Source organism: Paludisphaera rhizosphaerae (genome assembly GCF_011065895.1).
GTDB lineage: Bacteria > Planctomycetota > Planctomycetia > Isosphaerales > Isosphaeraceae > Paludisphaera > Paludisphaera rhizosphaerae.
In genome coordinates this window covers 120677-142203 of sequence record NZ_JAALCR010000007.1, presented here as the reverse complement: position 1 = coordinate 142203, position 21527 = coordinate 120677, and the positions used below count along the sequence as shown (strand labels likewise).

18 protein-coding genes are annotated in these 21527 nt (G+C 65.6%); 11 read left to right on the top strand and 7 right to left on the bottom strand.

Annotation, left to right across the window (positions count from 1 at the left end; all coding sequences use genetic code 11):
• Positions 1-7: 7 nt before the first annotated feature.
• Positions 8-1558, top strand: coding sequence for a permease (locus tag G5C50_RS11005; protein WP_165068961.1), 1551 nt, complete (start codon positions 8-10; stop codon positions 1556-1558).
• A gap of 81 nt (positions 1559-1639) precedes the next feature.
• Here G5C50_RS11005 and G5C50_RS11000 read toward each other — a convergent pair whose 3' ends face one another.
• The gene (locus G5C50_RS11000; protein WP_165068958.1) at positions 1640-4102 is read right to left on the bottom strand and encodes a serine/threonine-protein kinase; all 2463 of its coding nucleotides are present in this window, start codon (positions 4100-4102) and stop codon (positions 1640-1642) included.
• Complete coding sequence (locus tag G5C50_RS10995) at positions 4099-4716, bottom strand: RNA polymerase sigma factor (protein WP_165068956.1); 618 nt, start codon at positions 4714-4716, stop codon at positions 4099-4101. Before G5C50_RS10995 ends, G5C50_RS11000 begins: the two co-directional genes overlap by 4 nt.
• 303 nt (positions 4717-5019) lie before the next feature.
• On the opposite strand from G5C50_RS10995, the gene G5C50_RS10990 reads away from it, so the two are divergent.
• Both G5C50_RS10990 and G5C50_RS10985 read left to right on the top strand, forming a co-directional pair.
• Positions 5020-5748 (top strand): PEP-CTERM sorting domain-containing protein, encoded by a 729-nt coding sequence (locus G5C50_RS10990; protein ID WP_165068953.1) that lies wholly within the window; start codon positions 5020-5022, stop codon positions 5746-5748.
• Positions 5749-5847: 99 nt separating this feature from the next.
• Complete coding sequence (locus tag G5C50_RS10985; RefSeq protein ID WP_165068950.1) at positions 5848-6549, top strand: GDSL-type esterase/lipase family protein; 702 nt, start codon at positions 5848-5850, stop codon at positions 6547-6549.
• Positions 6550-6571: 22 nt separating this feature from the next.
• Here G5C50_RS10985 and G5C50_RS10980 read toward each other — a convergent pair whose 3' ends face one another.
• Complete coding sequence (locus tag G5C50_RS10980) at positions 6572-7570, bottom strand: alpha/beta hydrolase (protein ID WP_165068948.1); 999 nt, start codon at positions 7568-7570, stop codon at positions 6572-6574.
• Between the two features lie 441 nt (positions 7571-8011).
• On the opposite strand from G5C50_RS10980, the gene G5C50_RS10975 reads away from it, so the two are divergent.
• Together G5C50_RS10975 and G5C50_RS10970 are read left to right on the top strand one after the other, a co-directional pair.
• Positions 8012-9610, top strand: a complete 1599-nt coding sequence (locus tag G5C50_RS10975) for a DUF262 domain-containing protein (protein WP_165068945.1) — start codon at positions 8012-8014, stop codon at positions 9608-9610.
• Between the two features lie 105 nt (positions 9611-9715).
• Complete coding sequence (locus G5C50_RS10970; RefSeq protein WP_165068942.1) at positions 9716-10915, top strand: sialidase family protein; 1200 nt, start codon at positions 9716-9718, stop codon at positions 10913-10915.
• Positions 10916-11016: 101 nt separating this feature from the next.
• Here G5C50_RS10970 and G5C50_RS10965 read toward each other — a convergent pair whose 3' ends face one another.
• On the bottom strand, positions 11017-11268 hold the full coding sequence (locus G5C50_RS10965; RefSeq protein ID WP_165068940.1) for a hypothetical protein: 252 nt from the start codon (positions 11266-11268) through the stop codon (positions 11017-11019).
• A 250-nt stretch (positions 11269-11518) separates the two neighbouring features.
• Positions 11519-12781 (bottom strand): mandelate racemase/muconate lactonizing enzyme family protein, encoded by a 1263-nt coding sequence (locus G5C50_RS10960; protein WP_165068937.1) that lies wholly within the window; start codon positions 12779-12781, stop codon positions 11519-11521.
• A gap of 257 nt (positions 12782-13038) precedes the next feature.
• On the opposite strand from G5C50_RS10960, the gene G5C50_RS10955 reads away from it, so the two are divergent.
• The 5 genes from G5C50_RS10955 to G5C50_RS33200 all read left to right on the top strand — a co-directional run bounded on the left by G5C50_RS10955 (position 13039) and on the right by G5C50_RS33200 (position 18685).
• Positions 13039-14958, top strand: coding sequence for an ATP-binding protein (locus G5C50_RS10955; RefSeq protein ID WP_165068934.1), 1920 nt, complete (start codon positions 13039-13041; stop codon positions 14956-14958).
• A 46-nt stretch (positions 14959-15004) separates the two neighbouring features.
• Positions 15005-16858 carry an ATP-dependent zinc metalloprotease FtsH gene (gene ftsH, locus G5C50_RS10950; protein ID WP_165069311.1) on the top strand — a complete coding sequence of 618 codons (1854 nt, stop codon included), beginning with the start codon at positions 15005-15007 and terminating at the stop codon, positions 16856-16858.
• A gap of 98 nt (positions 16859-16956) precedes the next feature.
• Positions 16957-17940: an ROK family protein gene (locus G5C50_RS10945; RefSeq protein WP_165068932.1), complete on the top strand. Its 984-nt coding sequence runs from the start codon at positions 16957-16959 to the stop codon at positions 17938-17940.
• A 58-nt stretch (positions 17941-17998) separates the two neighbouring features.
• Entirely contained in the window at positions 17999-18298 is a 300-nt protein-coding gene (locus G5C50_RS10940; RefSeq protein ID WP_165068929.1) for a type II toxin-antitoxin system ParD family antitoxin, read from the top strand.
• Between the two features lie 3 nt (positions 18299-18301).
• Complete coding sequence (locus G5C50_RS33200; protein WP_165068926.1) at positions 18302-18685, top strand: type II toxin-antitoxin system RelE/ParE family toxin; 384 nt, start codon at positions 18302-18304, stop codon at positions 18683-18685.
• Between the two features lie 8 nt (positions 18686-18693).
• Here G5C50_RS33200 and G5C50_RS10930 read toward each other — a convergent pair whose 3' ends face one another.
• Both G5C50_RS10930 and G5C50_RS10925 read right to left on the bottom strand, forming a co-directional pair.
• The gene (locus G5C50_RS10930; protein ID WP_165068923.1) at positions 18694-19449 is read right to left on the bottom strand and encodes a c-type cytochrome; all 756 of its coding nucleotides are present in this window, start codon (positions 19447-19449) and stop codon (positions 18694-18696) included.
• 10 nt (positions 19450-19459) lie between these two features.
• Positions 19460-20668 (bottom strand): sulfite oxidase, encoded by a 1209-nt coding sequence (locus G5C50_RS10925; protein ID WP_206107645.1) that lies wholly within the window; start codon positions 20666-20668, stop codon positions 19460-19462.
• Positions 20669-21064: 396 nt separating this feature from the next.
• Here G5C50_RS10925 and G5C50_RS10920 point away from each other — a divergent pair, with 396 nt between their 5' ends.
• Positions 21065-21364, top strand: a complete 300-nt coding sequence (locus tag G5C50_RS10920) for a hypothetical protein (protein ID WP_165068918.1) — start codon at positions 21065-21067, stop codon at positions 21362-21364.
• Positions 21365-21527: the final 163 nt, after the last annotated feature.

Here is a 21527-nt window from a genome sequence, read left to right as displayed (position 1 = left end):
CTAGTCGATGATCGACCCTCTCGCGGCCTTCTTCGGGGGACTTCTGGTCCGGGCGGCGCGTGTCGTCGTCGAGGCTTCGCCTTACCTTCTGCTGGGCCTTGCAACCTCCGCCATCCTCCGCTCGATGGTCGGCCCGGCGCGGTTGCGGCGGGTGTTCGGCGAGGGCCGTTGGACGGGGCCCGTCCGGGCCTGGGCGGCCGCCACGCTCCTCCCCGTCTGTTCGCTAGGCGTGCTGCCCGTCCTGCGAGAGCTGCGGCGTTCGGGGGTGCGGCGGGACGCCGTTCTGACGTTCGCGCTGGCCGCGCCGATGTTCAATCCCTTGACGCTCCTGACCGGCTTCTCATACCTGGGCCCCGGCGTGATGGCCAGGTTGACGGCGGCTTCGGCAATGGTCTCCGTCGTCGTGGGGATGGCTGTTGGGAGATCCAGGGAAGCGGAGACGGTGGACGGCTCGACTCCTCTCCCCGGTCGAGATCGCCAGGCGGCGGGGGCTGTTCATTTCCTCCGGGAGGCGAGCGGCCCGGTCTGGTTCGACGTGGGGGTGGGGCTGATCGTCGCTTGCATCGTCTCCGCCGCCGTCTCCCCGACCTGGCTGGCCGAAGGGACGAACGCCGGCGATCCGATGGCGCCGGCTCGACTGGCGGCGATCGCTGCGCCAGCCTACGTCAGCCCCGAAGCGGGCGTGGTCATGCTTCCGGAAATGGTCAAGTTCCGCCAGTCCGCCGGAGCGATGCTGGTTCTCGTGGTGCTGGGGATCGGAGTCACCGCCGGCCATCTGACGTGGATCGGCGGAGCTTATGGTCGCGCCGTGGTCGTTCGTTGGCTGACCGCGACGGTCGTCGCGACCTTCCTCGCCGCCTGGGCGATCGAGAGCCTGGATACGCCCGTCGGGTCGATCAACCCGGACAACGATCATTACGACGCCCTGGTCTCTCCGATCTCCCACGACCATCCGAGCCTCGTCGGCAGCGAGTTGGGGAGGATCTGGGAACGAACGGGCTCCGGCGGGCTGGCTGCACCGGTTGCACTGGCCCTGAGTTTGGCGGCCGGCGTGGCGCTCCGAGCAGGTCGGTTGGGTCCGAGGTCGACGTTTGAGGACTGGTCGGAAGGATCCGATCGACAGACCGAAGGCGTGAGCGCGGCGATCTACGAACGTCCCTTGCCGAGATGGCTCGTCTGGGCGATCGGGGCTTCGGCCGGGATCACCCTGTTCGTCGTCGGCGGCTTCATGTTCTTCCCATCCCCCGACGAAGCCTTCCGCGACATGAGCGTCATCCGCGCTGATTACTTCGGCGAGATCGACGCGGCTGACGTCGAGGTTCCGATCCATCACCTCGATCTCTGGGAGCGGCAGGCGTCGCGACTGCCGATCGGCGCGGCGATCCGCTTCCGCCGTCCCGACGCCGAGGCTCAGCGCCTCACCCAGGCATTGTTGGAAGCCGTCCGAGGGCTCCGCGAAGCGACCCGGCTGGGCGACCGCAGCCGTGCTCGGACTCTCTTTCGTGAAGCTCAGACCACCTACGACGGATGCCGTCAGGCCTACGACGTCCGATTCTAGCCCGAGCCCCATTCGCCGAAGAACGCCCTCGGCAAGAGACCTTGCACTCACGCCGGACGACCTTCGCGGCGGCTGATCTTCCTACTCGCTCGGCCGCGAACTCGTCGCTGCCCGATTCGCAAGGTCCGCGGGACTGACGGCGGTTCGGTCTACGGGTACGTTGTTCGGTTCGAGCCCCGCGAGCCGTTCGGCAAGTTTGGAGTGCTGGCGACGCAGGATCGCGTCGTCAGGGGCGACGGCCAGGCCGGCGGCCGCCGCCTGGATCGCCACTTGCAGGCCGGATCGAACGCCGGCCAGGTTGTCCCGCTTCCAGGCGTTCTTGGCTCGCTGGCCGTAAGCTTCGGCCAGCAATGCATGGGCATCGGCCGATCTGGGCCGGTCTTCAACGAGTTTTCGAGCCGTCGTCATTATCACCTCGGTGACGCGCTCAGCCTGATCGAACCGCCCTTGGCTTCGGAGGGTCATCAGGACGTGGGCGGACCCGTCGTGTACGCTCGCGATGGGGTTGATAGCGCTATCGGAACCGACTCCGGCCCGCTCATAGAGACGTTCGAGCCGGGCGAGGACGTGTTGGAAATCCTCGGCCTCAAGGTGTTCGAGCTTGATCAACCAGCGATAGACCTCGCGTCGCACCCAGGCGTTCGTCGCGTCCACCATCTCCAGCCGTCGACCGAAGGTCGGCGCCTGGTAGGGACAGGCCAGCGCCGTCAGGCCGGCCGCATGCTCATCGGCTCGGGACGGATCGCCCAGGTCGACCAGGGCGCACGCCCGAAAGAGGATCATCTCGGGCCGGGCCGAATCGATCTTCGCCAGTGGCTCTAGGATTCGTCGACGCGACTCCTCGGCGCGCCTGGATTCTTCCGGCTGGCTCTCCGGGGCGTCACGGATGTCGGCGTAGCCTTCTCCAATCCGAAGCGCCTGCGTACATCGCCCCTGGTTCTCAGCGCCGACCGCGAGGACCAGGGCCGCGGCCTCGTCGAGCCGCGCGAGCGCCTCGGCGGTTCGTCCCGATCGTTGTTCGCAGTCAGCCTCGTTGATCAACGCCCCGCACAGATAAAGTTGGAACGGATTCTCCTCGGCGACACGCCGAGAGCTACGGAGTATCGAGGTCCGCTCGTGGAAGAGGCGGCGGGCTTCGTCGAGTCGCCTGGCTTCCATGAGGCGGTGGGCCGCGACGCCCTCGATCTCGGACAGCCCACGCACCAGGTGGGGAGGCAACTCCACGATTTCAGCGAGTCGGAGCATGCCTTCCCGAACCTCGGTCGCGGCGGTGTCGAATCTCGTTGATTCCGGGTATCGTCCGTAGCCCATCTCCACGACCAGGGCCTGGAGACGTGAGGCGACGTCGGAGGCGGTCGCCAGGTTGCGCTCGGCCCGGCGATAGAGGGCGATCGACACGGTCAAGCCAAGCATGACGGCCGCCGCGAGGGCGGCGGACGCGACGGCGAGCCGCGGTTCTCGGCGCGCGAATCTCCAGATGCGGGAGGCTGCGGAGATCGGCCGGGCCTTGATGGGACGGCCGGCGGTCCAGAGCCGGAGGTCTTCGGCGACCGCCGCGGCCGAGCTGTAGCGACTCCTCGGGTCTTTCGCCAGGCATTTGAGGGCGATCGTCTCCAGGTCGCGCGGGATGTGGTCGACGAGCAGCCTCGGCGGGACAGGATCTCGGCCGCGGACCTGTTCGATCGTCTCCTGCGGACTCGCCCCCAGAAACGGCGGCCGGCCGGTCAGCAGGCGGTAGAGGATCGCGCCGAGGGCGTGGACGTCGGCCGCCTTTCCGATCGGCTCGGCGCCGGCTGCCGCCTGCTCGGGCGCCATGTATGAGGGGGTCCCGCGGATCCCGGCCCCGCGTTCGCTTTCGTTCGATGCCGGGGTGGAGAGGCCGAAGTCCGCGACCTTCGGGATGATTCGGCCGGGGGTCCCGTCGGGGTCGTCGTCCAGCAGGATGTTCGACGGCTTGAGGTCGAGGTGGAGCAAATCGACGGTATGCAGATGCGCCACGGCTCGGGCCACGGCTTCAACCAGCGCGGCGGCCTCGCGCGGGGGCAGGGGGGAGGACGCCCGACGCTGGAGGTCGCCGCCGGGGACGTATTCCATGACGAGGTAGTGCAGTTTCTCAACCTCTCCCCAGGAGTGGAGCTGCACGACGTTCGGATGCCGGACGCTGGCGGCGGCCGTCGCTTCCTCAATCCACCGGGTTCGCGTGCGGGCGGAGGCGTCGCCGTCGCCGGCCACGAGGACCTTGATCGCGACGAGTCGGCCCACGTCCGCCTGGCGGGCCAGAAAGACCGCCCCCGCGCCGCCTCGGCCCAGCAGCTTGACGAACTCGAAGCCCGGGATTTCCGGCAGGGGACCCTCGATCGGCGACGGCAAGGCGAGCGATTGCGAAATGGTGGAGAAGGTTCTTCCCGAGACCTCCATCTGTCTACGGCATTGTGAGCAATTATCCACGTGTTGATTGATTGTGTCGAAGGCGGCCGGATCGAGCGAGCCCTCGATCAGGCCGCGGAGGGTCTCATCGGAGGGGCACGCGCCGTCGGTGCTCATGGGCGATCGTCCGCCAGGTGTTCCAGCCGATTCCGCCCTTCCTCGCGGAGCATGGCGAGGACGCGCTTCTTGGCCTGGTGGACCGACGCGAGCTTGATCCCGAGATGGCCGGCCACCTCGTCGCCTTTCCAACCCACGATCTCGAAGAGTCGGAAGGCCTCCCAGGTGTGCGGCTCGATCCGCCGCCGGACCGCTTCCTGAACCTCGGCGGCGATCCGACGGTGCTCGGCCCATTCGTCGGCATCCTCGGCCGCGTCGCCGAGCATTGGCGCAGGGGCTGGGATCTCATCCCAGCGTCCGAGCAAGCCTGCTTCCTCAGCGCTCCGCCGCCGCAAGTGGCTTGCGGCCGAGTACTGACAGACGCGCCACAGCCAGCCGCGAAAGTTCCGCTTCTTCGGGTCGTAGACGAAATCCCTCATCCGCCGGGCCACCTGGACCCACGCATCCTGGACGACGTCGTCGACGGCGTGCTCGTCCAGCCGATAGCGGCGGCAGCATTCCCGCATGAGAGGCGTATAACGCTCCCGAAACTCCCGCCAGTCCCGGTGATACCTCGGGTCGGACACCGCTCGCAGCAGCGTCGGGCTGGTGAGGCCCACGTCGAGGTTCGACATCGATCGGCGCTCCGGGAGCTTATTGCTGGATTCGGAAAATCCAGACCGCGTGTCAGGAACCCGCGGATTGCTTTCCAGACGACGTGCGGCGTCGAGCGGTGGGCCTGAGTGCCGCATGCATCATTCTGGCGATGACGGGGTGGTGCGACAAGGCGATTTCCGCTCAATGCGGAGGTTTTCTTTTGGGTGAGGGAGATTTTAAACGCTGGGTCGTCTTGCCTGCGCGATCAACCGAAGGTATCAACGAAACAAAGAGGTGAAAACATGGTTGATTCATTTTGAGTTCGTCTCTGCGCTCTGTTCTTGTCGTTAGCCGCCGTCGGCTCAACCGGCACGACCGAGGCGGGACTCATCGTCACGGCCGACGCCCCTAGCGTGCAGGCCACGCTCGTCGCGGGAGCGACGACCGAGAACTTCGACGGCTTCAGGACCGGCCTGTATTCGAGCCTCGACACCGCCGTCGGACGGCTCTCGACGAATGGCGCATTCGCCATCCTCGCCGCTAACGTCTACGGCGGGGCGGGTGGGAAGGGGGAGTTCTTCTCGGTGGGCGTCCAAAGTGGATCCACCGCGCCGACGACGCTCACGCTTAACGGGCCACAGGCGTATTTCGGCTTCTACTGGTCGTCCGCCGACTGGTGGAACAACGTTTCGTTCTACTCGGGCGGCCAGTTGATCGCCACGTTCAACGCCGCCTATGTCCTCGACGCCATCTCACACTTCCCGAACGGCGGTCAGTACTACGTTGGCGTGAATCCCTTCATCTATCTGAACTTCATCGGCACGGACGGGACGACGTTCGATTCGATCGTGTTCACGAATACCACCGCGTCCCAGAGCGGCTTCGAGTCCGACAACTGGAGTGTTTCGGCCACGACGCCCGCCGTCGTCACGGGGACGGTGATCGCCGGAGGAGTCGACGCCGCCGTGCCGGAGCCCTCGGCGATGGTCCTTATGGGCCTGGGAATCTCCGGGATCGCGGCCGTTGCTCGTACGGCCCGCAAACAACGCGGTACACGCCCGGTGGTTTGAACGGTCCTCCGTGCTTCTTGCCTCGCGAGATGGGGGAGATAGGATGGAGTCCTCTCGCAAGACGACTTCACCCCAATCCCCCTCCCGAGGTCTGCGAACATGATGAAGCCTTCGACCGTTGCGACGATCGCGATCGGCCTGTTGCTGGGCGTGCAGCCGTATGCGACCGTCGGGCAAACGCCGGTGGCGGGGCCGGCGGCGACGCACAATTACGCGAGGTGGGAGAAGGAGATTTCGGCGTTCGAGGAGGCCGACAAGAAAGCGCCCCCGGAGAAGGGGGGCGTGCTGTTCATTGGGTCGTCGACGATCCGGCTGTGGAAGACGCTGGCTGAGGATTTTCAGGGGAAGAACGTCGTCAACCGCGGCTTCGGCGGGTCGGCGATCGAGGACTCCACCCACTTCGCCGACCGCATCATCTTCCCCTACGAGCCCAAGCAGATCTTCCTCCGCGCCGGGGGCAACGACATCCACGACGGCAAGACGCCTAAGGAGGTCGCCGCCGACTTCGCCGAGTTCGTCCACACCGTCCGCGCCAAGCTGCCGAAGACGGAGATTCTCTACATCGGCCTCGCCCCGACGCGCGCCCGCTGGAGCGAAGTCGACAAGGGACGCGAGCTGAACCGGTTGATCCGCACCATGGCCCTGGACATGCCCTTCGTCGGCTACGTCGATGCAGACGAGTTCACCCTCGGCGGTCCCGACGGCCTCCCCCGCGAGGAGCTGTTCGTGCAGGATCGGCTCCATTTCTCGCCGACCGGCTACCAACTGTTCGCGGCGCGGGTGCGGCCGTTCGTGAAGTGATCGTGGGGCGGGCCCTTCTCGTTCACCCCTTCTTCGCGACCGGCGGGCGGAAGTCGCGCTCCACGGCGTCGTTGGGGTCGGTCGAGACGGGGCCGTCGCGCCAGAGCCAGCGCATCATGTCGGGGAGGATCGCGCCGCCGAACTTCTGGCCGTGGTTGTTCATGCCCCACGAGTAGTTGACGTCGTACCCCTTCTGCGTGAGGGCCTTCATCAGCCGGACGTTCTGATAGAACCAGTCGCGTGTCTCGTCGTACTTGCCGTTGCGCAGGCCTCGGTTGTCGTTGCGACCGTCGCAGAGGTAGACGCGGATCGGCTTCTTCTCAGCGGCGAGGATCTTCTCCGGGTAGACGTGACCCCCGCGCAGGTTGACGAAACTGCCGACGTTGCTGAGGACCTTGCGGAAGTGATCCGGCCGCTCCCAGGCGACGGTGAACGCGGCGATCGCCCCCGAGCTGGACCCGCCGATGCCGTGCATCTCCGGATCCTTGGAGATGTTGTAGTCCTTCGCCAGCGCGGGCATGAGTTCCTCGGTGATCACGCGGGCGTAGCGGTCGTCGAGACTGTTGTATTCGGTGGGGCGGTTGGTGTCGCGGTCTCCCCAGTTCTTGGGGGTCGGCTCGGGCTGATCGGGGCGTCGGCCGGGGTTGATGAACACGCCGATCATCACGGGGATCTCGCGGCGGTAGATCAGGTTGTCCATCACGTTCTGGGCCCGCATGTCCCCGGTCTCATTCTTGAACGCCTGGCCGTCCTGGTAGACCATCAAGGCCGCCGGGACCGCCGGGTCGTACTGCGCGGGGACGTAAATCCAGTAGGTGTGCTGGGTCCCCGGATAGACCTGACTGGGGAGCGTGAACGGTCCCTTGATCTCGCCCTTGGGCACGCCTTCCTGGGGGAGCGAGTCGGGACCCAGCCGATACTGAGAGTCGGGGTTGGGCTGCCCGGACGCAGCTTTCTTCGCCTCTTGGGCGGACGCCGACAGGCAACTCAGGACGCAGACGCAGAAAATGACCCTTCTCATCGCACGACTCCCAGGGCGTGGGGAAATCTCGCGGCATCGACGAGCGTATTCCAAAAGCGAGGCGAAAGCTACGGAAGAGATACGGATTGAGAGGCCCAGGAGAGACGATGGTTCTGGCTCTCGCAACTCTCGGTAAAGTTCAAGAACGGTTTTTATTGGACTCGTCGGCAAATCTTTGAGATTGCCGACTAAATATCCCGTGGGAATTTGGACAGCGGGGCTGATTCCTTGGTATTGTAAGAGAAAGCAAGTGGCGTTCGCCGATTGCCTCGCAAGAGTCGGGGTAGTGTTTCTCTGCCGCTGTTCCCGAGGTGCATGGCTGGGGGAGCCGTCGCGTTCTGCTTGCTTGAAAATTAGTGTTCGCGAGCGCTGCATTGATTCGATTTGTTCGACAGTGGGTCGCCAAGGCGAGAACAAGCGGGTTTAAGTGGGGGCTTTGAGATGCAGAAGAACCTGAAAGGCCGATTGGATACGACCACGAAAAGCTTGAGCACGCTTTGCGAAGAGATTCGAAAAGGTGAGGTGAAGATCCCTCAGTTTCAGAGGAAGTTTGTGTGGAAAGATCAGCAGGCTCTCGATTTGCTGGATAGCATGGCAAATAATTACCCGGTCGGAAGCCTGTTGATTTGGACGACCAAAGATAAAATGCGAGTAGAGAGGAATATTGGCGACTTTAGTTTGCCTGATACCGATGATGTTGATCCGACTGATTATGTTCTGGATGGACAGCAGAGGCTGACGGTTATCTACTCATGTTTGGGAGCAGAGCCTACAGATCCCGGGTTTGCTGCGGGCTACGATCTCGAAAAAGAAGAGTTTGTTAGGCTTCCTAAAAATCCTCTCGTGCATGTGTTTCCGTTGCGACATCTATACGTGTTTACCGCCATGTTGAATTTTAGAGCTGCGCTATTGACTCATCCCCGAGGCAAGGAGCTGAACGAGCGATTTGACGCAATCGCTGGTATTTTGACTAACTATCGAATTCCGGTCGTTACGCTCAAAGATCTGACGGTTGACGAAGTTTGCCCGATATTTGAACGGGTTAATAGCTCTGGCACGAAATTGTCGACATTTGATCTTATGGCTGCTGCGACTTGGACTCGCAGTTTCGATCTCAATGAACAGGTCGAGCAAATTCAGGGCGCGCTTGTTCCTAAAGGGTTTGACGATATTGAAGGCGGCACTGTGTTGAAGTGCTTGAGTGCCATCCAATGCCGAGGCGTCAAACGCGCCCAGATTTTTTCCTTGGACAAATTGCCGAAGTCCGACATGACGGAATTAGTGTCTAGGGCGCAGGCCGCCGTGCTGAAATCGGTAGACTTGCTATCGACAGAATTCCGCGTTTACAGCTGGGACTTTTTGCCCTATGAGGCTCTTGCGGTGGTTTTAACTTACGTGACCGCCAAACAGCCCAATCTCAGTCCTGATCAGGTTGTTCGTGTGCGCCAGTGGTTTTGGCGATCCGCCTTGAATGAGCGATATCGAGGCGCTTCCGATTCGGTTGTTTCCAGTGATTTGGATTTGATACACGACTTTGTGGTGAACCGGAAGGGGTCGCCAGACGAGTTTGGAGGGGTTCCAAAAGATGAGGCTTGGGAGCGGGGTGTTTTTCGGAGTAACAACTCACGATCACGAGCCTTCGTCCTGGCTCTTGCGCTCTTGAATCCAAAGAACGTGACCAATGGAGCCGCGATCGACATTAGTGAGGCTTTGTCCGCGTTTAATCAAAAGGAATTTCACCATGTATATCCTAGGGCGCATCTAAGATCGATCGATGCGCCAGGCGAACATAATGCGAATGCCAATATATGTATTCTGTCTGCCTCCGAGAATAAGCGAGTCGGTTCCGCCGATCCTAAATCGTATCTGCCGCGTTGTGCTCTTGCTCTTGGGGCTCATGCGGACTCGGTCTTCGCCTCTAATTTGCTTCCCAGTCCTGCGAGCTTCGATTATAGCACAGCTACATACTCAGATTTTGTTCAGGCTCGCCTTGGTTTAATCGGCAATATGTTGAGTAAATTGTGTAACGGCGAGGTGTAGTCGTTGTTGGTTTTGTTACGCCGGCTAACGCTGACGATGGATCGGAACCGGCTCATGAAGGAATGCAGGGCGGCTGTCGACTATGTACAACAGGGAGGCGACGCCATGAGGCGGTTGTTTGCGGCGGTGATTGCGGGGGCCTGGATGGCGTCGGCCTCGGCGGGGGAGGTCGAGAAGATCGACCTGTTTGAAGCGGGACGCGACGGCTACGTGATGTACCGCATCCCCGGCGTCGTCGTCACCGCGAAGGGATCGGTGCTGGCCTACTGCGAGGCTCGCAAGTCCGGCGGCGACTGGTCGGACATCGACGTCTTCCTCCGCCGCAGCGAGGACGGCGGCAAGACCTGGAGCCCGCAGACGCAGATCGTCCACAACGAGGCGAGCGTGCCGCCCAACCCCGTGGCGCCCAAGAGCCATGCGGAGCAGGGCGTGCGGACGGTCAACAATCCCGTGGCGATCGTCGATCGCTCGGGCGCCGTTCACTTTCTCTACTGCGTCGAATACGGCCGATGCTTTTATATGAAGAGCGACGACGACGGCCGGACGTTCTCCACGCCCGTCGACGTCACGGCCACGTTCGACGCCTTCCGGCCTGAGTACGACTGGAAGGTCCTCGCCACCGGACCGGGGCACGGAATCCAGCTTGCGAACGGCCGGTTGGTGGTCGCCGTTTGGTTGTCGACCTCGACGGGGGCCAACCAGCACCATCCGTCGGTCGCCGCCACGATCTATAGCGACGACGGCGGCAAGACCTGGCGGCGCGGCGACATCGCCGCGCCCGACACTCCCGAAACCGACGACCCCAACGAGACCGTCGTCGTCCAACTCGCCGACGGCCGCGTGATGCTCAACGTCCGCAACGAGGGCCCCTCGCTGCGCCGGCTGGTCACGATCAGCCCCGACGGCGCGACCGGCTGGACGAAGCCCGAGTTCGTCAAGGAACTCGCCGAGCCCATCTGCATGGGGAGCATCGTCCGCCTGCCGGCCTCGGCGGGCGTCGGCCCGGACCGACTCATCTTCGCCCAGCCCCACAAGACGCCGATCCCGGCGGGCTCACCCATGCCCAAGGAATGGAAGGACCGCAAGAACCTGTCGATCAAGGTGAGCCGCGACTCCGGCGCGACCTGGCCGCTGGTCAAGACGCTCGAACCCGGCCCGAGCGCCTACAGCGACCTCGCCGTCCTTCCCGACGGCACCATCCTCTGCCTCTACGAGCGCAGCCGCGAAGTCGGTCCCGACGCCAAGGGAAAGCCCTACGACCGCCTGACCCTCGCCCGCATCCCGGCCTCGTGGCTGCCGGAGTGAGAGGGGCACGTTCAAGAAGCACGTTCGCGGGCCTGGGCCAACCCTCCCTTCTCCCCTCGTGGGAGAAGGTGGCCCAAAGGGCCGGATGAGGGGGCCACGACCTAGAGGCGGCTTTCGCGGTCCGAGGAGTAAGGCCAACCCAACGCCCAGCATAGGCCGATGATGACCATGAGGAGGCCTATAGCTATCGCCGAAAGGGCGCCTTCGAACGTCTTGCCGAAGTATTCCTCCCAACCCGGTGGAACTTCGCGGTCGCCGAAGGTCGTGGCGGCGAAGGCAAACGGAATGGCGAGAAACCACAGGCCGCCGAGGACGAACAACGGCCCCACGATGAAGCGAGAGATACTTTCCAAAGGACCCTCCCCGAGCAGAGCCTCGCCCCGCGTGGCCCACGGCGTCGACTCGAACCGTCTCCGGCTCGAAGGCGACTGGGCATCCTCCTTGTGGGCCAGTGAACGACTGCGTCGGACGCGCACCCCACGACTGCTCTGAACGCGGAACCGGTCCCCCCTCATCCGGCCCTTCGGGCCACCTTCCCCCGCGAGGGGGGAAGGCCGTTGTGGATCGGATCGGGAGGGACGAAGGCGCCTGGCGGCGCGACCTTCATCCCCCCGTCGTCTTCACCGGGATCGTCTCGCGGAGGTACGTCGGGTCGATGGTGATGCCGAAGCCGGGGCCGGTGGGGATTTTGACCCGCCCGTCGGTCACCTTGAGGGGCGAGGTCTCGCTGCTGACGGGGACGGCGGCTGAGCCCTTGTACTCGGTGAAGGGGACGGGGTTCGGGATGCAGGCGGCGAAGTAGGTGGCGTCCAGGTAGCCCAGGCCCGAGCCCGACATGTGAGGCGTGCAGAGCAGGCCGGCCTCGTGGGCCATCCGCGCGACTCGCATCGAGCGGATGAAGCCGCCGTGGTAGTGCAGGTCGGGCTGGACGATCTCCACGCCGCGATTGGCGATCATCCAGAGGAAGCCCTCTTCGCTGAATTCCTGCTCGCCCCAGGCGATCGGGATTCGCAGGGCGTCGGCGACGGCCTTGGTCTCTTCCAGGTGGTCGAAGCGGCAGGGCTCCTCGTAGAAGGCGTAGTTATACTCCTCCATGATCCGGCCGATGCGGATGGCTTCGGGGACGCCGTACGAGCTGTTGGAGTCCGCGTACAGGGTCATGCCGGGGCCGAAGGCTTCGCGGACCATCGGGATCAGCCGGACGGTGCGATCCGGGGGGAAGTCGGCGTTGCGGCTCATCCGGCCCCCCAGGCGGAACTTCAACGCCCGCGCCCCACTCTCGGCGACGATCTTCTTGAGGTCGGCCACCTCCTGCTCGGGCGTGTTTCCCCGCGTGCCGCTGGCGCGGTAGACGTCGATCTCGGTCCGCTTCAGGCCCCCGAGCAGGTCGGCGACCGACCGGCCGGAGACCTTCCCCAGCAGGTCGAGCACGGCGAATTCGGCGGCCGCCGTGCAGACCCAGAGGGCGAGTCCCTGGTATTTGTAGTTGTCGTCGTGGCGGTAAAGCTCCCAGAGCAGGGGCTCCAACTGCCGGGCGTCCTTCCCCTTGAAGAACGGGGCGACCCGATTGAGGAAGATCGGGTACGTGTGGACCATGTGCATGGAGTTGGCGACGGAGTAGCCCTCGGCCCCGTCCTTCGACCGAGCCCGGACGAGGTACTCCCGCCCGCGCCGGAGGAGGTCCAGCGAGGCGATCTCCACGGGTCGGTCGATCGCCTCGACCCGGAGCACCGGGGTTTCCGCGACCTGGCGAAGACGCTCGACCGAGACCCGAGGGGATTCCTGAGCCTCGCCCCGCCCGCCGAGCGCCGGGGCCGCCGCCGCGCCGAGGGCCGTCCGAAGGATCGTGCGTCGCGAGGGCTTCATGGTCGTGTCGTCCTCCGGCCCGGGGCCGGTCTGGTGGAGAGCCGTGCACCTCTGTCGCCCAGCATAGGCTCCGAGAGTGGGAAGTCCAGGGGCCGGATCTCGCACTGGCCAGGAACGGCGGTTTTGATTAGGTTGGATATTCCTCTCGCGACGACCTCGGCGATGGATGGACGCTCGGAAGCGATGCACGGGACGGCTCGGCTGCGGATGCGACCGCCGCGGGCGGAGGCCCGAAGCCTGGTAGAGGGACCTGACCGGTGTCCTATCGCAGCTTCAAGCACCTGCTCGGCGAGACCAGCCTGGAGCGGAAGTGCCGCTTCATCTTCGGGCTGGGGCTGTTCTTGCTCGTCGTCGGCAGCTTCCTGCTCTACGGCATCAAGACGGAGAATCTGGTCAAGAACCAGACGACCCAGACGGCCCGGATGCTCATCAAGCCCACGCTGATGAACATCCACTCGAAGAAACTGGGCAACTACCTCTTCGAATCCATCCTCGACACCCTGTGGGGCGACCTCAACCCAACCCCCGACGACCTTCCCAACGTCGACGCCCGGGTGATCCGGCCCTACACCGACAAGGACAAGTCCAAGAACCCCCAGGACGAGTTCGAGACCGCCTCGTTGGCGCGGTTCCTCAAGGCCTCGGCCGACGAGGAAGCGGCCGTCAAGGCGGGCAAAATCCGGCCCAACCCGTATACGTTCGCGGACGGCACGCGGATGTGGGAAGACCGGGTCGTCACCAATCGCGAGAGCAAGAAGCCGGAATACCAGTACATCCAGGCCGTGACGTTCAAGCCGACCTGCCTGATGGACTGCCACAGTCGCGACGATGCGGCGATCGACTCCTTCGAGGGGGGCAAGGTCCACATCGACGGCCACCTCTGGCGGCCCGCGCCGGATGGGAAGCTCAACATCCCCGTCAAGGCGGGGGATATCGCCGGCGCGGTCGTCGTCCGGGTGCCGATGGACCAGATCCAGCAGAAGATCAACAACAACCGGGCCGTTCTGATCGCCGCCGCCCTGGTGACGACCGTGCTGGCGATCCTGGCCTCGGCGATGATCGTCCGCTACGTGATCGTCAAGCCGGTCAAGCACCTTCGGGACGTCTCCGACGCCATCGCCGCCGGTCGGCTGAACATCCGCAGCCAGATCCAGACCGGCGACGAGTTCGAGGACCTCTCGCACGCGTTCAACCGCATGCTCCACAACCTGGTCGCCATGCAGCAGGAGTTGCGCGACGTGAACAACGACCTCGACCACAAGGTTGACGAACTGGCCCAGGCGAACATGGCGCTCTACGAGATGAACCGCATCAAGAGCGACTTCCTCGCCACCATGAGCCACGAGCTGCGCACGCCGTTGAACTCGATCATCGGCTTTTCCGAGGTCCTCAACGGCAACTCCAACCTGAACGACCGCCAGCAGCGGTACGTGGGGAACATCCAGACCTCCGGCAAGATGCTGCTGGGGATGATCAACGACATCCTGGACCTGGCCAAGATCGAGAGCGGTAAGATGGAGGTCCGCGGCGAGGACTTCTCGATCCGCGACGTCTGCGAGGCGCTCACGAACCTCACCCGACCCATGGCCGACCGCAAGGACGTGGTCCTGGAATGCCGGCTCGACGAGGCGATCCCGCTGCTCCGCCAGGACGCGGGGAAGATCCGCCAGATCCTCTACAACCTCCTCTCCAACGCCATCAAATTCACCCCCGAAGGAGGCCGGGTCACGCTCCGGGCCCGGACCGAGGGCCGGTCCGTCGTCCTGGAGGTCGAGGACACCGGCATCGGCATCGCCGAGGACGAGCGTGAGGCCATCTTCGAGAAGTTCCGCCAGGCGAAGGCGCCCGGCCGCAACGACGACGTCCTGACCCGCGAGCACCAGGGGACCGGCCTGGGACTGTCGATCGTCCGCGAACTCGCCCGGCTCCTCGGCGGCGAAGTCCACCTCCGGAGCCAACTGGGCCGGGGGAGCACGTTCACCGTCCGAATCCCCATGCAGTTGGCCGGGAACCAGCGCTACGAAGTGAACCTGACCGACGACCGGGTCGACCTCTCCAAGGCCCGTCGGATTGAAGCTCAACCGTCGTTCCCGCACCTGCCGCGCACGCCTCGCCCCCAGCCCCAGCCGGGCGTCGACCCGCTGCGGGGGCCGGGTAAGATCGCCCCCGTGAGTTGACGACCTGACTGTAAGTAACACCCGACGACGCCACACCGTGAGCACTATGAACCGCTTCTCGCTCTCGCACCGCACCCGTCGAGGACGTCGCAACCTGGGCCTGCTGGCGGCGACCGTCGCGCTGGGGTTGGCGGCCCTTCTGTACCCGCTGGCGGCGTTTCGCACGCCGGTGGAGGATCTTTCCTACGGCCGCTTCCGCAAGCTGTTGACGGAAGGCCGCGTGGCGTCGGCGCGCGTTGGGCCGTCGGAGATCGAGGGCCGCCTGGCGGCGTCGCCCCCGCTCGCAACGGGCTCGTCGTACCGGGTTTCGCGGCTGGGGATGGAGCACGACCAGGACCTGATCCGCTTGCTGGAGGCTCACGTCCCCGGCGGCGACTACGACGCCGAGCCGGTCCCGTCGCCCGCCTGGGCGATGATCGTCCCCACGGCGATGTTCCTGGTGATGATCGCCGCCCTGTCGCTGGTCTTCGCCCGTTCGGGGGGGCTCGGCTCCGCTCTGGCCTTCAGCAAGAGCAAGGCCAGGGTCTACGACGAGGGCGAGCGCCGGGTGACCTTTGATTGCGTCGCCGGCCACGACGAGGTCGTCGACGAACTGCGCGAGGTCGTCGACTTCCTCCGCACTCCGGGCAAGTTTCAGACGCTGGGTGGGCGGATCCCCAAGGGCGTGCTGCTGGTGGGTCCTCCCGGCACGGGCAAAACCCTGCTGGCCCGCGCGGTGGCGGGCGAGGCCGGCGTGCCGTTCTTCTCGCTCTCGGGCTCGGATTTCGTCGAGCTGTTCGTCGGCGTCGGCGCGTCGAGGGTCCGCAGCCTGTTCGCGAAGGCCCACGCCAAGGCGCCCTCGTTGATCTTCATCGACGAGCTGGACGCCATCGGCAAGGCCCGGGGCTCGGGGGGCTCCGGCGGCCACGACGAGCGCGACCAGACTCTCAACCAGCTCCTCGTCGAGATGGACGGCTTCGACTCCGACCGCGGCGTGATTCTGCTGGCCGCCACCAACCGCCCGGAAACGCTCGACCCCGCGCTGGTGCGTCCCGGCCGGTTCGACCGCCAGGTGGTCGTCGACCGCCCGGACCTCGTGGGCCGCGAGCAGATCCTCCAGGTCCACGCCCGGACCGTCCCGCTGGCCGACGGTTTGAGCCTCCGCCACATCGCCGCGATGACCTCCGGCTTCGCCGGGGCCGATCTGGCCAACCTGGTGAATGAGGCCGCGCTTCTGGCCGCCCGCCGAGGGAAGGACTGCGTGGGAAGAGCCGAGTTTGAGGACGGCGTCGAACGCCTCATCGCCGGTCCGGAGAAGCGTCAGCGGCTGCTCCGCGCCGACGAGAAGCGAAGGATCGCCGTCCACGAATCGGGCCACGCCCTGGTGGCGCGGAGCCTCCCCCAGACCGATCCCGTCCACAAGGTGACGATCATCGGCCGGGGATCGGCGGCGCTGGGGTACACGATGTACCGGCCCGAGGACGACCGTTTCCTCCACACCCGCACGGCGCTGGAGAATGCGATCTGCGGCCTGCTGGGCGGGACGCTCGCCGAGGAGATTGTGCTGGGCGAGCCGTCCGACGGCTGCTCCAGCGACCTCAGCCGGGCGACCGAGATCGCCTCGCGGATGGTGCTGGACTTCGGCATGAGTCCCGTCGTGGGCCGCCTCCGCTACGCGCCCGACCGCGGCGACTCCCCCCGCGGCGGCTCAACCCCCGACCGCGGCTACAGCGAGCAGACCGCCCGCGAGATCGACCTGGAAGTCCGCCGGATCGTCGACGAGTCCATGACCAAGGCCCGCCGCATCCTGGAAGACCGCCGCGACGCGCTCGACCGCCTGGTCGACCGCCTGCTGGAACAGGAGACCGTCGACGCCGCCGAGCTGGACGAGATCCTCGCCGGGGCGACCCCTTCTTCCTAAAGCCCCGGCTTACGCGACGACGGCTCGTCCGCTAGAATGTGCGGACGACTCAGGCGGTGACAGGCCGCGGTCGCAATTCAACCCAGGGGCGCATCCCAATGGCGGAAGGGCACGGGGGCGGGCCTCCGGTGATCGGCGTCGATCTCGGGGGCACGAAGATCATGGCGGGCGTGGTCGCGGCCGACCACAAAATCCTCGGCCGGGGCAAGCGGAACACGCCGGCCAAGGAAGGGGCGGAGGCGATCCTCAAGACGATGCTCGACTGCATCGACGAGGCGCTCGCCGAGGCCCGGCTCTCGCGCTCGGACGTCGCCGCGGCGGGCGTCGGGTCCCCGGGGCCGCTCGACGCCGACGCCGGCGTGATCCTCTACAGCGCCAACATGAACGTCAAGAACTTCGCCCTGGGGCCCGACCTCTCCAAGGCGCTCGGCGTGCCGGTGAAGGTCAACAACGACGTCCGCGTCGGCGGCTACGGCGAGTTCATGCTGGGCGCGGCGCGGGGGTATTCGGACGTCATCGCCGCGTTCGTCGGCACGGGGATCGGCGGCTGCCTGATCCAGGGGGGCCGGATCGTCGGCGGCTCGACCAACAACGCCGGCGAGATCGGCCACGTCGTCGTCAAGGCCGGCGGCCCGCGCTGCGGTTGCGGGTCCAAGGGCTGCATGGAGGCCCTCGCCAGCAAGACGGCCATCTCCAACCGGCTCGTCAAGGCGTCGAAGAAGCGCGACTGCCCCCTCGGCGAGAAGATCCAGCGCAAGGGGAGGCTCAAGAGCGGCGACCTGGCGGAGGCCGTCCGCAACAAGGACGAGGTCGCCGTTCGCGAGGTCGAACGCGCGGCCTTCTACCTCGGGACGGGCCTGGGGGGCCTGGTCAACGTCTTCGGCCCGCAGATCGTCGTCATCGGCGGCGGCGTGACCCAGGCGCTCGGGCAGCCTTACCTCGACATGGTCACCGAGGCCGCCCGCCGCCAGATCATCACCGACCCGAACCGGACCATCAAGTTCGTCCTGGCGACCCTCGGCGACGACGCCGGCGTCCTCGGCGCCTCACTCTTCGCCCGCGAGATGCTGGCCCACGGGTGACCGGACTGAGCTTTCGTTGCTTGCCAGGCTGGACCGAGATCCTAGGGAGACGACCTCCATGCCGACCCGGAACATCAAGCTCACCGAGCATTTCGACCGTTTCGTGGAAGAGCAGGTGGAGGCCGGCCGATACCAGGACGCCAGCGAGGTGCTTCGGGCGGGCTTGAGGCTTCTGGAACGGCGGACGCGGGCCGAGGAACAAAAATTGGCGTTGCTGCGCGGACTGGCCTCGGATGGGTTTCGGACGCTCGACCAGGGGCAGGGGTTGAGTCTTTCAAACGCCAGTGAATTGAGGAACGCCATCGCCCAGATCGGCCGCCGCGCGGCGAAGGCCGGCGAATCCCAATCAGCCGATTAACCCATGACGCGGTTCCGCCTTTCTCCCCAGGCTGAGCGGGATATCGAAGCGATCCTCGGCTGGTCGCACGAGCAATTCGGCGAACGAGTCCGCCTGCGTTATGAAGAATTGCTGACGCAATCGATTTTGGATCTCGTGGAAGACCCCCGGCGCGTTGGAGTCCAGGAACGCCCAGAACTGGCGAACGGGGCTTTCACGTACCACCTTCGTCACAGCCGAGACCATGTTAGTCGATCAATTGGGCGTATCCGAAAGCCTCGTCACTTCCTCCTGTATCGTGTCGCACACGACGGGTGTCTGGAGATCGCCCGCGTCCTTCACGACAGCATGGATCTCGCGCGGCACTTCCCGCCTGACGACCGATTGGAGGATGACGAGCGGGGCTAAAAAGCCGCTCAGGGCTTGGCGGCGTCTCGGGTGCGAAGCCAGGCCAGGATGTCGCGCTGCTGGTCGGCGCTGAGCATGGAATTCATGGCGGGCATCTTGCGGAGGCCGTCGCGGACCTGCTTATGGTAGTCGCCGGCGTGGGTGAGCACGGCGCGATCCGCCAGGGCGGGGCCGAGGTCGGTCCCCAGGGCGGTCGGGCCATGGCAACTCGCGCAGACGACCAGGAAGAGCTGCGCCCCCTTGGCCAGGTCGGCGCCTTCGATCCCCTCCTTCGGGTCGCCGGGGATCTCCCGCGTGGGGAGGCCGGCCAGGGCGACTCGACCGGGAGTCTGGAGAGGGGATTTCTCGCCGAAGTGCTTCGAGAGGTAGGTCTCGACGTTGCTACGGTCGGCGTCGGGCATCATCGCGCCCCACGAGATCATCTTGTCGACCTCGGCCTTCCACTGGGCGGCGGTCAGGCGTTGGCCGGTGAACATGCCCTCTTCGTGGCAGATCAGGCAGTTGTCGGTGAGGGCTCGCCGCGCCATCGCGTTTTGGTAGGCGGCCTCCTCATCGTCGGCGTCGTCGGCCGCGCTCGGCAGTTTCGGCTGCGGCGCCGCAGCCGCCTTGGCGGCGGCCTCCTGAGCGACTCGGACCTCCTCCTCGGCGATCTTCGCCCGCATCTGGGCGATGGCCGCGGCGCGGTTCCGCTGAGTTAGATAGCCGACGACGAAGCTCCCCGCCGTGACGGCCGCGAGGATCAGGACGACCCAGGAAATACGCATCAGTCAATCCTCACTCGACGGTGCACGACACGCGGTCGTAGCCGTTCCACAGGTAGCCGGACTTGTTCCAGGGGGGCGTCTCTGGTTGGACCTCCCCTTGGGAGTCGGTGGCGCGGGCCTGGAGGGTGAACGAGCCGGCGGCGGGGGGCGTCCAGACGAGCTTGAACCGCCGCCAGCTTCCCTGGCGGGGGGCGTCGAGCAATTCGGCCTCGCGCCAGGTCGGGTCCTGGACGGTGGCGACCTCCACCTTCACGACGTGGCCCTCGCCCGTCCAGGCGACGCCGCGGACTTCCACCGGCCCCCGGCCGACCTTCCCGCCGATGTCCGGCGAGGTAATGAGCGATTTGACGTTCATCCACTGGACGGGGATCAAATCGCTGGGAGGCGGGTTGGTCCCCGGCGGGACCGGCGTGCGGGGGATGCGGTAGCCGGCCTTCATATAAAAGGACTGGGCCTCCTCGGCCGAGACGACGAGCTTGCGGATCCACTTGGACCAGCAGTTCCCGCCCCAGCCGGGGACGACCACTCTCGCGGGGCCGCCGTGCAGGATGGGGAGCGGCTCGCCGTTCATGGTCAGGGCGAGGATCACGTCCTCGGCCCGGGCGCGGTCGAGCGGAAGGCTGCGGACGAAGGCGGGCGATTTGGGGTTGGGCGGGACGTCGCCCCCGACCATATGAACGTGGGCCGCGTCCGATTTGACGCCGGCCTTCTCCAGCAGGTCCGCCAGTCGGACCCCCGACCATTCCGCGTGGCCGACCGCTCCGCGCTCCCAGGCTTGCCCCGGCATTCGGGGGCGGAACAGGGCGCGGCCGTTGCCCGCGCACTGGAGGACGGCCGGAACCGTGATCGTCTTCAACCCCGCCAGGTCTTCGAGGCTGAGTGTCAGGGGCTTTTCGACCAGTCCCTCGACGACCACCTCCCAGGGCCGCAGGCCGACGGCCGGCGCTCCGTGGTGGCTGCGGACGAAAAACTCGGCGTTGGGGGTCAGGAACGAGTCGAGGGCCGGAGAGGGGGATTCCAGGTTCAGGGGCCGCTCGGTGCGCACGATCATGCGCCGGTCCGGGCCGGCCGGTGACTCGTCGGCGAGGGTGGAGGCGTCGGTTGTGCGGTTGAGTCCGCCCGCCGCCAGCGCTCCGCCCCACACCGCTCCTAGAAACCCGCGACGGTCCGTCGCCGGCCTTTCCGGGCCGGTTGGCTTCTCCACGTGATCCGATCCCATCGTCCTGCACCCCCTCCCTACGCGAACCCCGGCCTCCGGGGCTGCGTCCAGAGTATGCAGAAGTGCCCGCTCCGTGTCCAGGACCGTCGATCCGCTCCGCCCGCCCAACGCCCCTCCGCCAGGAACCGCGAGGCGCCCACGCAACGTCCAAACGGGCGGCGAATCGGCGTAATTGGAATAATTGGAAGAACCTGGCTGCGAACATGTTCGTATCAAGGGGTAGTAGGGCGAACTGGGTATCCATTTTGCTCTATACTTGCGGTGACGAGAACGGGCCGACCTCAGGATGGCCGTTCATGGACGTCACTAGCAGCCCGCAGTCGGCTCGCGATCGCGCTCCTTTCTTCCAGCGTTCGATCTGAGGTGGCCACCGACTCCAACATACGGGTTGCGACGATGAAAAAGATCCGGCGCAAGCGTCAGCACGACCTGTTCGCTCGTCTCGGCCGTCATCTGGACATCTGCCTCGACTCAATCAAGCCCCGACGGATTCGCACCCGCTCGGCGCGCTACGCGGCGGCTCTGGCCGAGTCGCTGGGCTTGATCGAACGCCCCCGTTGTTGCTCCTGGTGCCGTCGTCGCCAGCGTCTCCAGCGTCACCATTGGGACTATGAGGAGCCGCTGAACGTCACGTTCCTCTGCCCGGACTGCCACGCCCTGGCCGACAACATGGTCGCGCACAAGGCCATCGCCTGAACCAACCCGCGATCGGGGGCGGCGCGATCCCGCCGCCCTCGTCGGCGTTTGCGCAGGCGCGAGGGTTGCATGAAGGGATCCCCGAGAATCCGCTCGGTTAGCGAGTCGATCGATTCGTACTCGACCGGCGTCGCGACTTCGTGATTCGAACGAGGATCCGACT

Bases quoted from the DNA above. Each gene is read 5' to 3' on its own strand.
- G5C50_RS10980 (WP_165068948.1), bottom strand. From the start codon at position 7,570: ATGAGAAGGGTCATTTTCTGCGTCTGCGTCCTGAGTTGCCTGTCGGCG.
- G5C50_RS10925 (WP_206107645.1), bottom strand. From the start codon at position 20,668: ATGGGATCGGATCACGTGGAGAAGCCAACCGGCCCGGAAAGGCCGGCG.
- G5C50_RS10940 (WP_165068929.1), top strand. From the start codon at position 17,999: ATGCCGACCCGGAACATCAAGCTCACCGAGCATTTCGACCGTTTCGTG.
- G5C50_RS10985 (WP_165068950.1), top strand. From the start codon at position 5,848: ATGATGAAGCCTTCGACCGTTGCGACGATCGCGATCGGCCTGTTGCTG.
- G5C50_RS10975 (WP_165068945.1), top strand. From the start codon at position 8,012: ATGCAGAAGAACCTGAAAGGCCGATTGGATACGACCACGAAAAGCTTG.
- G5C50_RS11000 (WP_165068958.1), bottom strand. From the start codon at position 4,102: ATGAGCACCGACGGCGCGTGCCCCTCCGATGAGACCCTCCGCGGCCTG.
- G5C50_RS10945 (WP_165068932.1), top strand. From the start codon at position 16,957: ATGGCGGAAGGGCACGGGGGCGGGCCTCCGGTGATCGGCGTCGATCTC.
- G5C50_RS11005 (WP_165068961.1), top strand. From the start codon at position 8: ATGATCGACCCTCTCGCGGCCTTCTTCGGGGGACTTCTGGTCCGGGCG.
- G5C50_RS10970 (WP_165068942.1), top strand. From the start codon at position 9,716: ATGAGGCGGTTGTTTGCGGCGGTGATTGCGGGGGCCTGGATGGCGTCG.
- G5C50_RS33200 (WP_165068926.1), top strand. From the start codon at position 18,302: ATGACGCGGTTCCGCCTTTCTCCCCAGGCTGAGCGGGATATCGAAGCG.
- G5C50_RS10920 (WP_165068918.1), top strand. From the start codon at position 21,065: ATGAAAAAGATCCGGCGCAAGCGTCAGCACGACCTGTTCGCTCGTCTC.
- G5C50_RS10960 (WP_165068937.1), bottom strand. From the start codon at position 12,781: ATGAAGCCCTCGCGACGCACGATCCTTCGGACGGCCCTCGGCGCGGCG.
- G5C50_RS10995 (WP_165068956.1), bottom strand. From the start codon at position 4,716: ATGTCGAACCTCGACGTGGGCCTCACCAGCCCGACGCTGCTGCGAGCG.
- G5C50_RS10930 (WP_165068923.1), bottom strand. From the start codon at position 19,449: ATGCGTATTTCCTGGGTCGTCCTGATCCTCGCGGCCGTCACGGCGGGG.
- ftsH (WP_165069311.1), top strand. From the start codon at position 15,005: ATGAACCGCTTCTCGCTCTCGCACCGCACCCGTCGAGGACGTCGCAAC.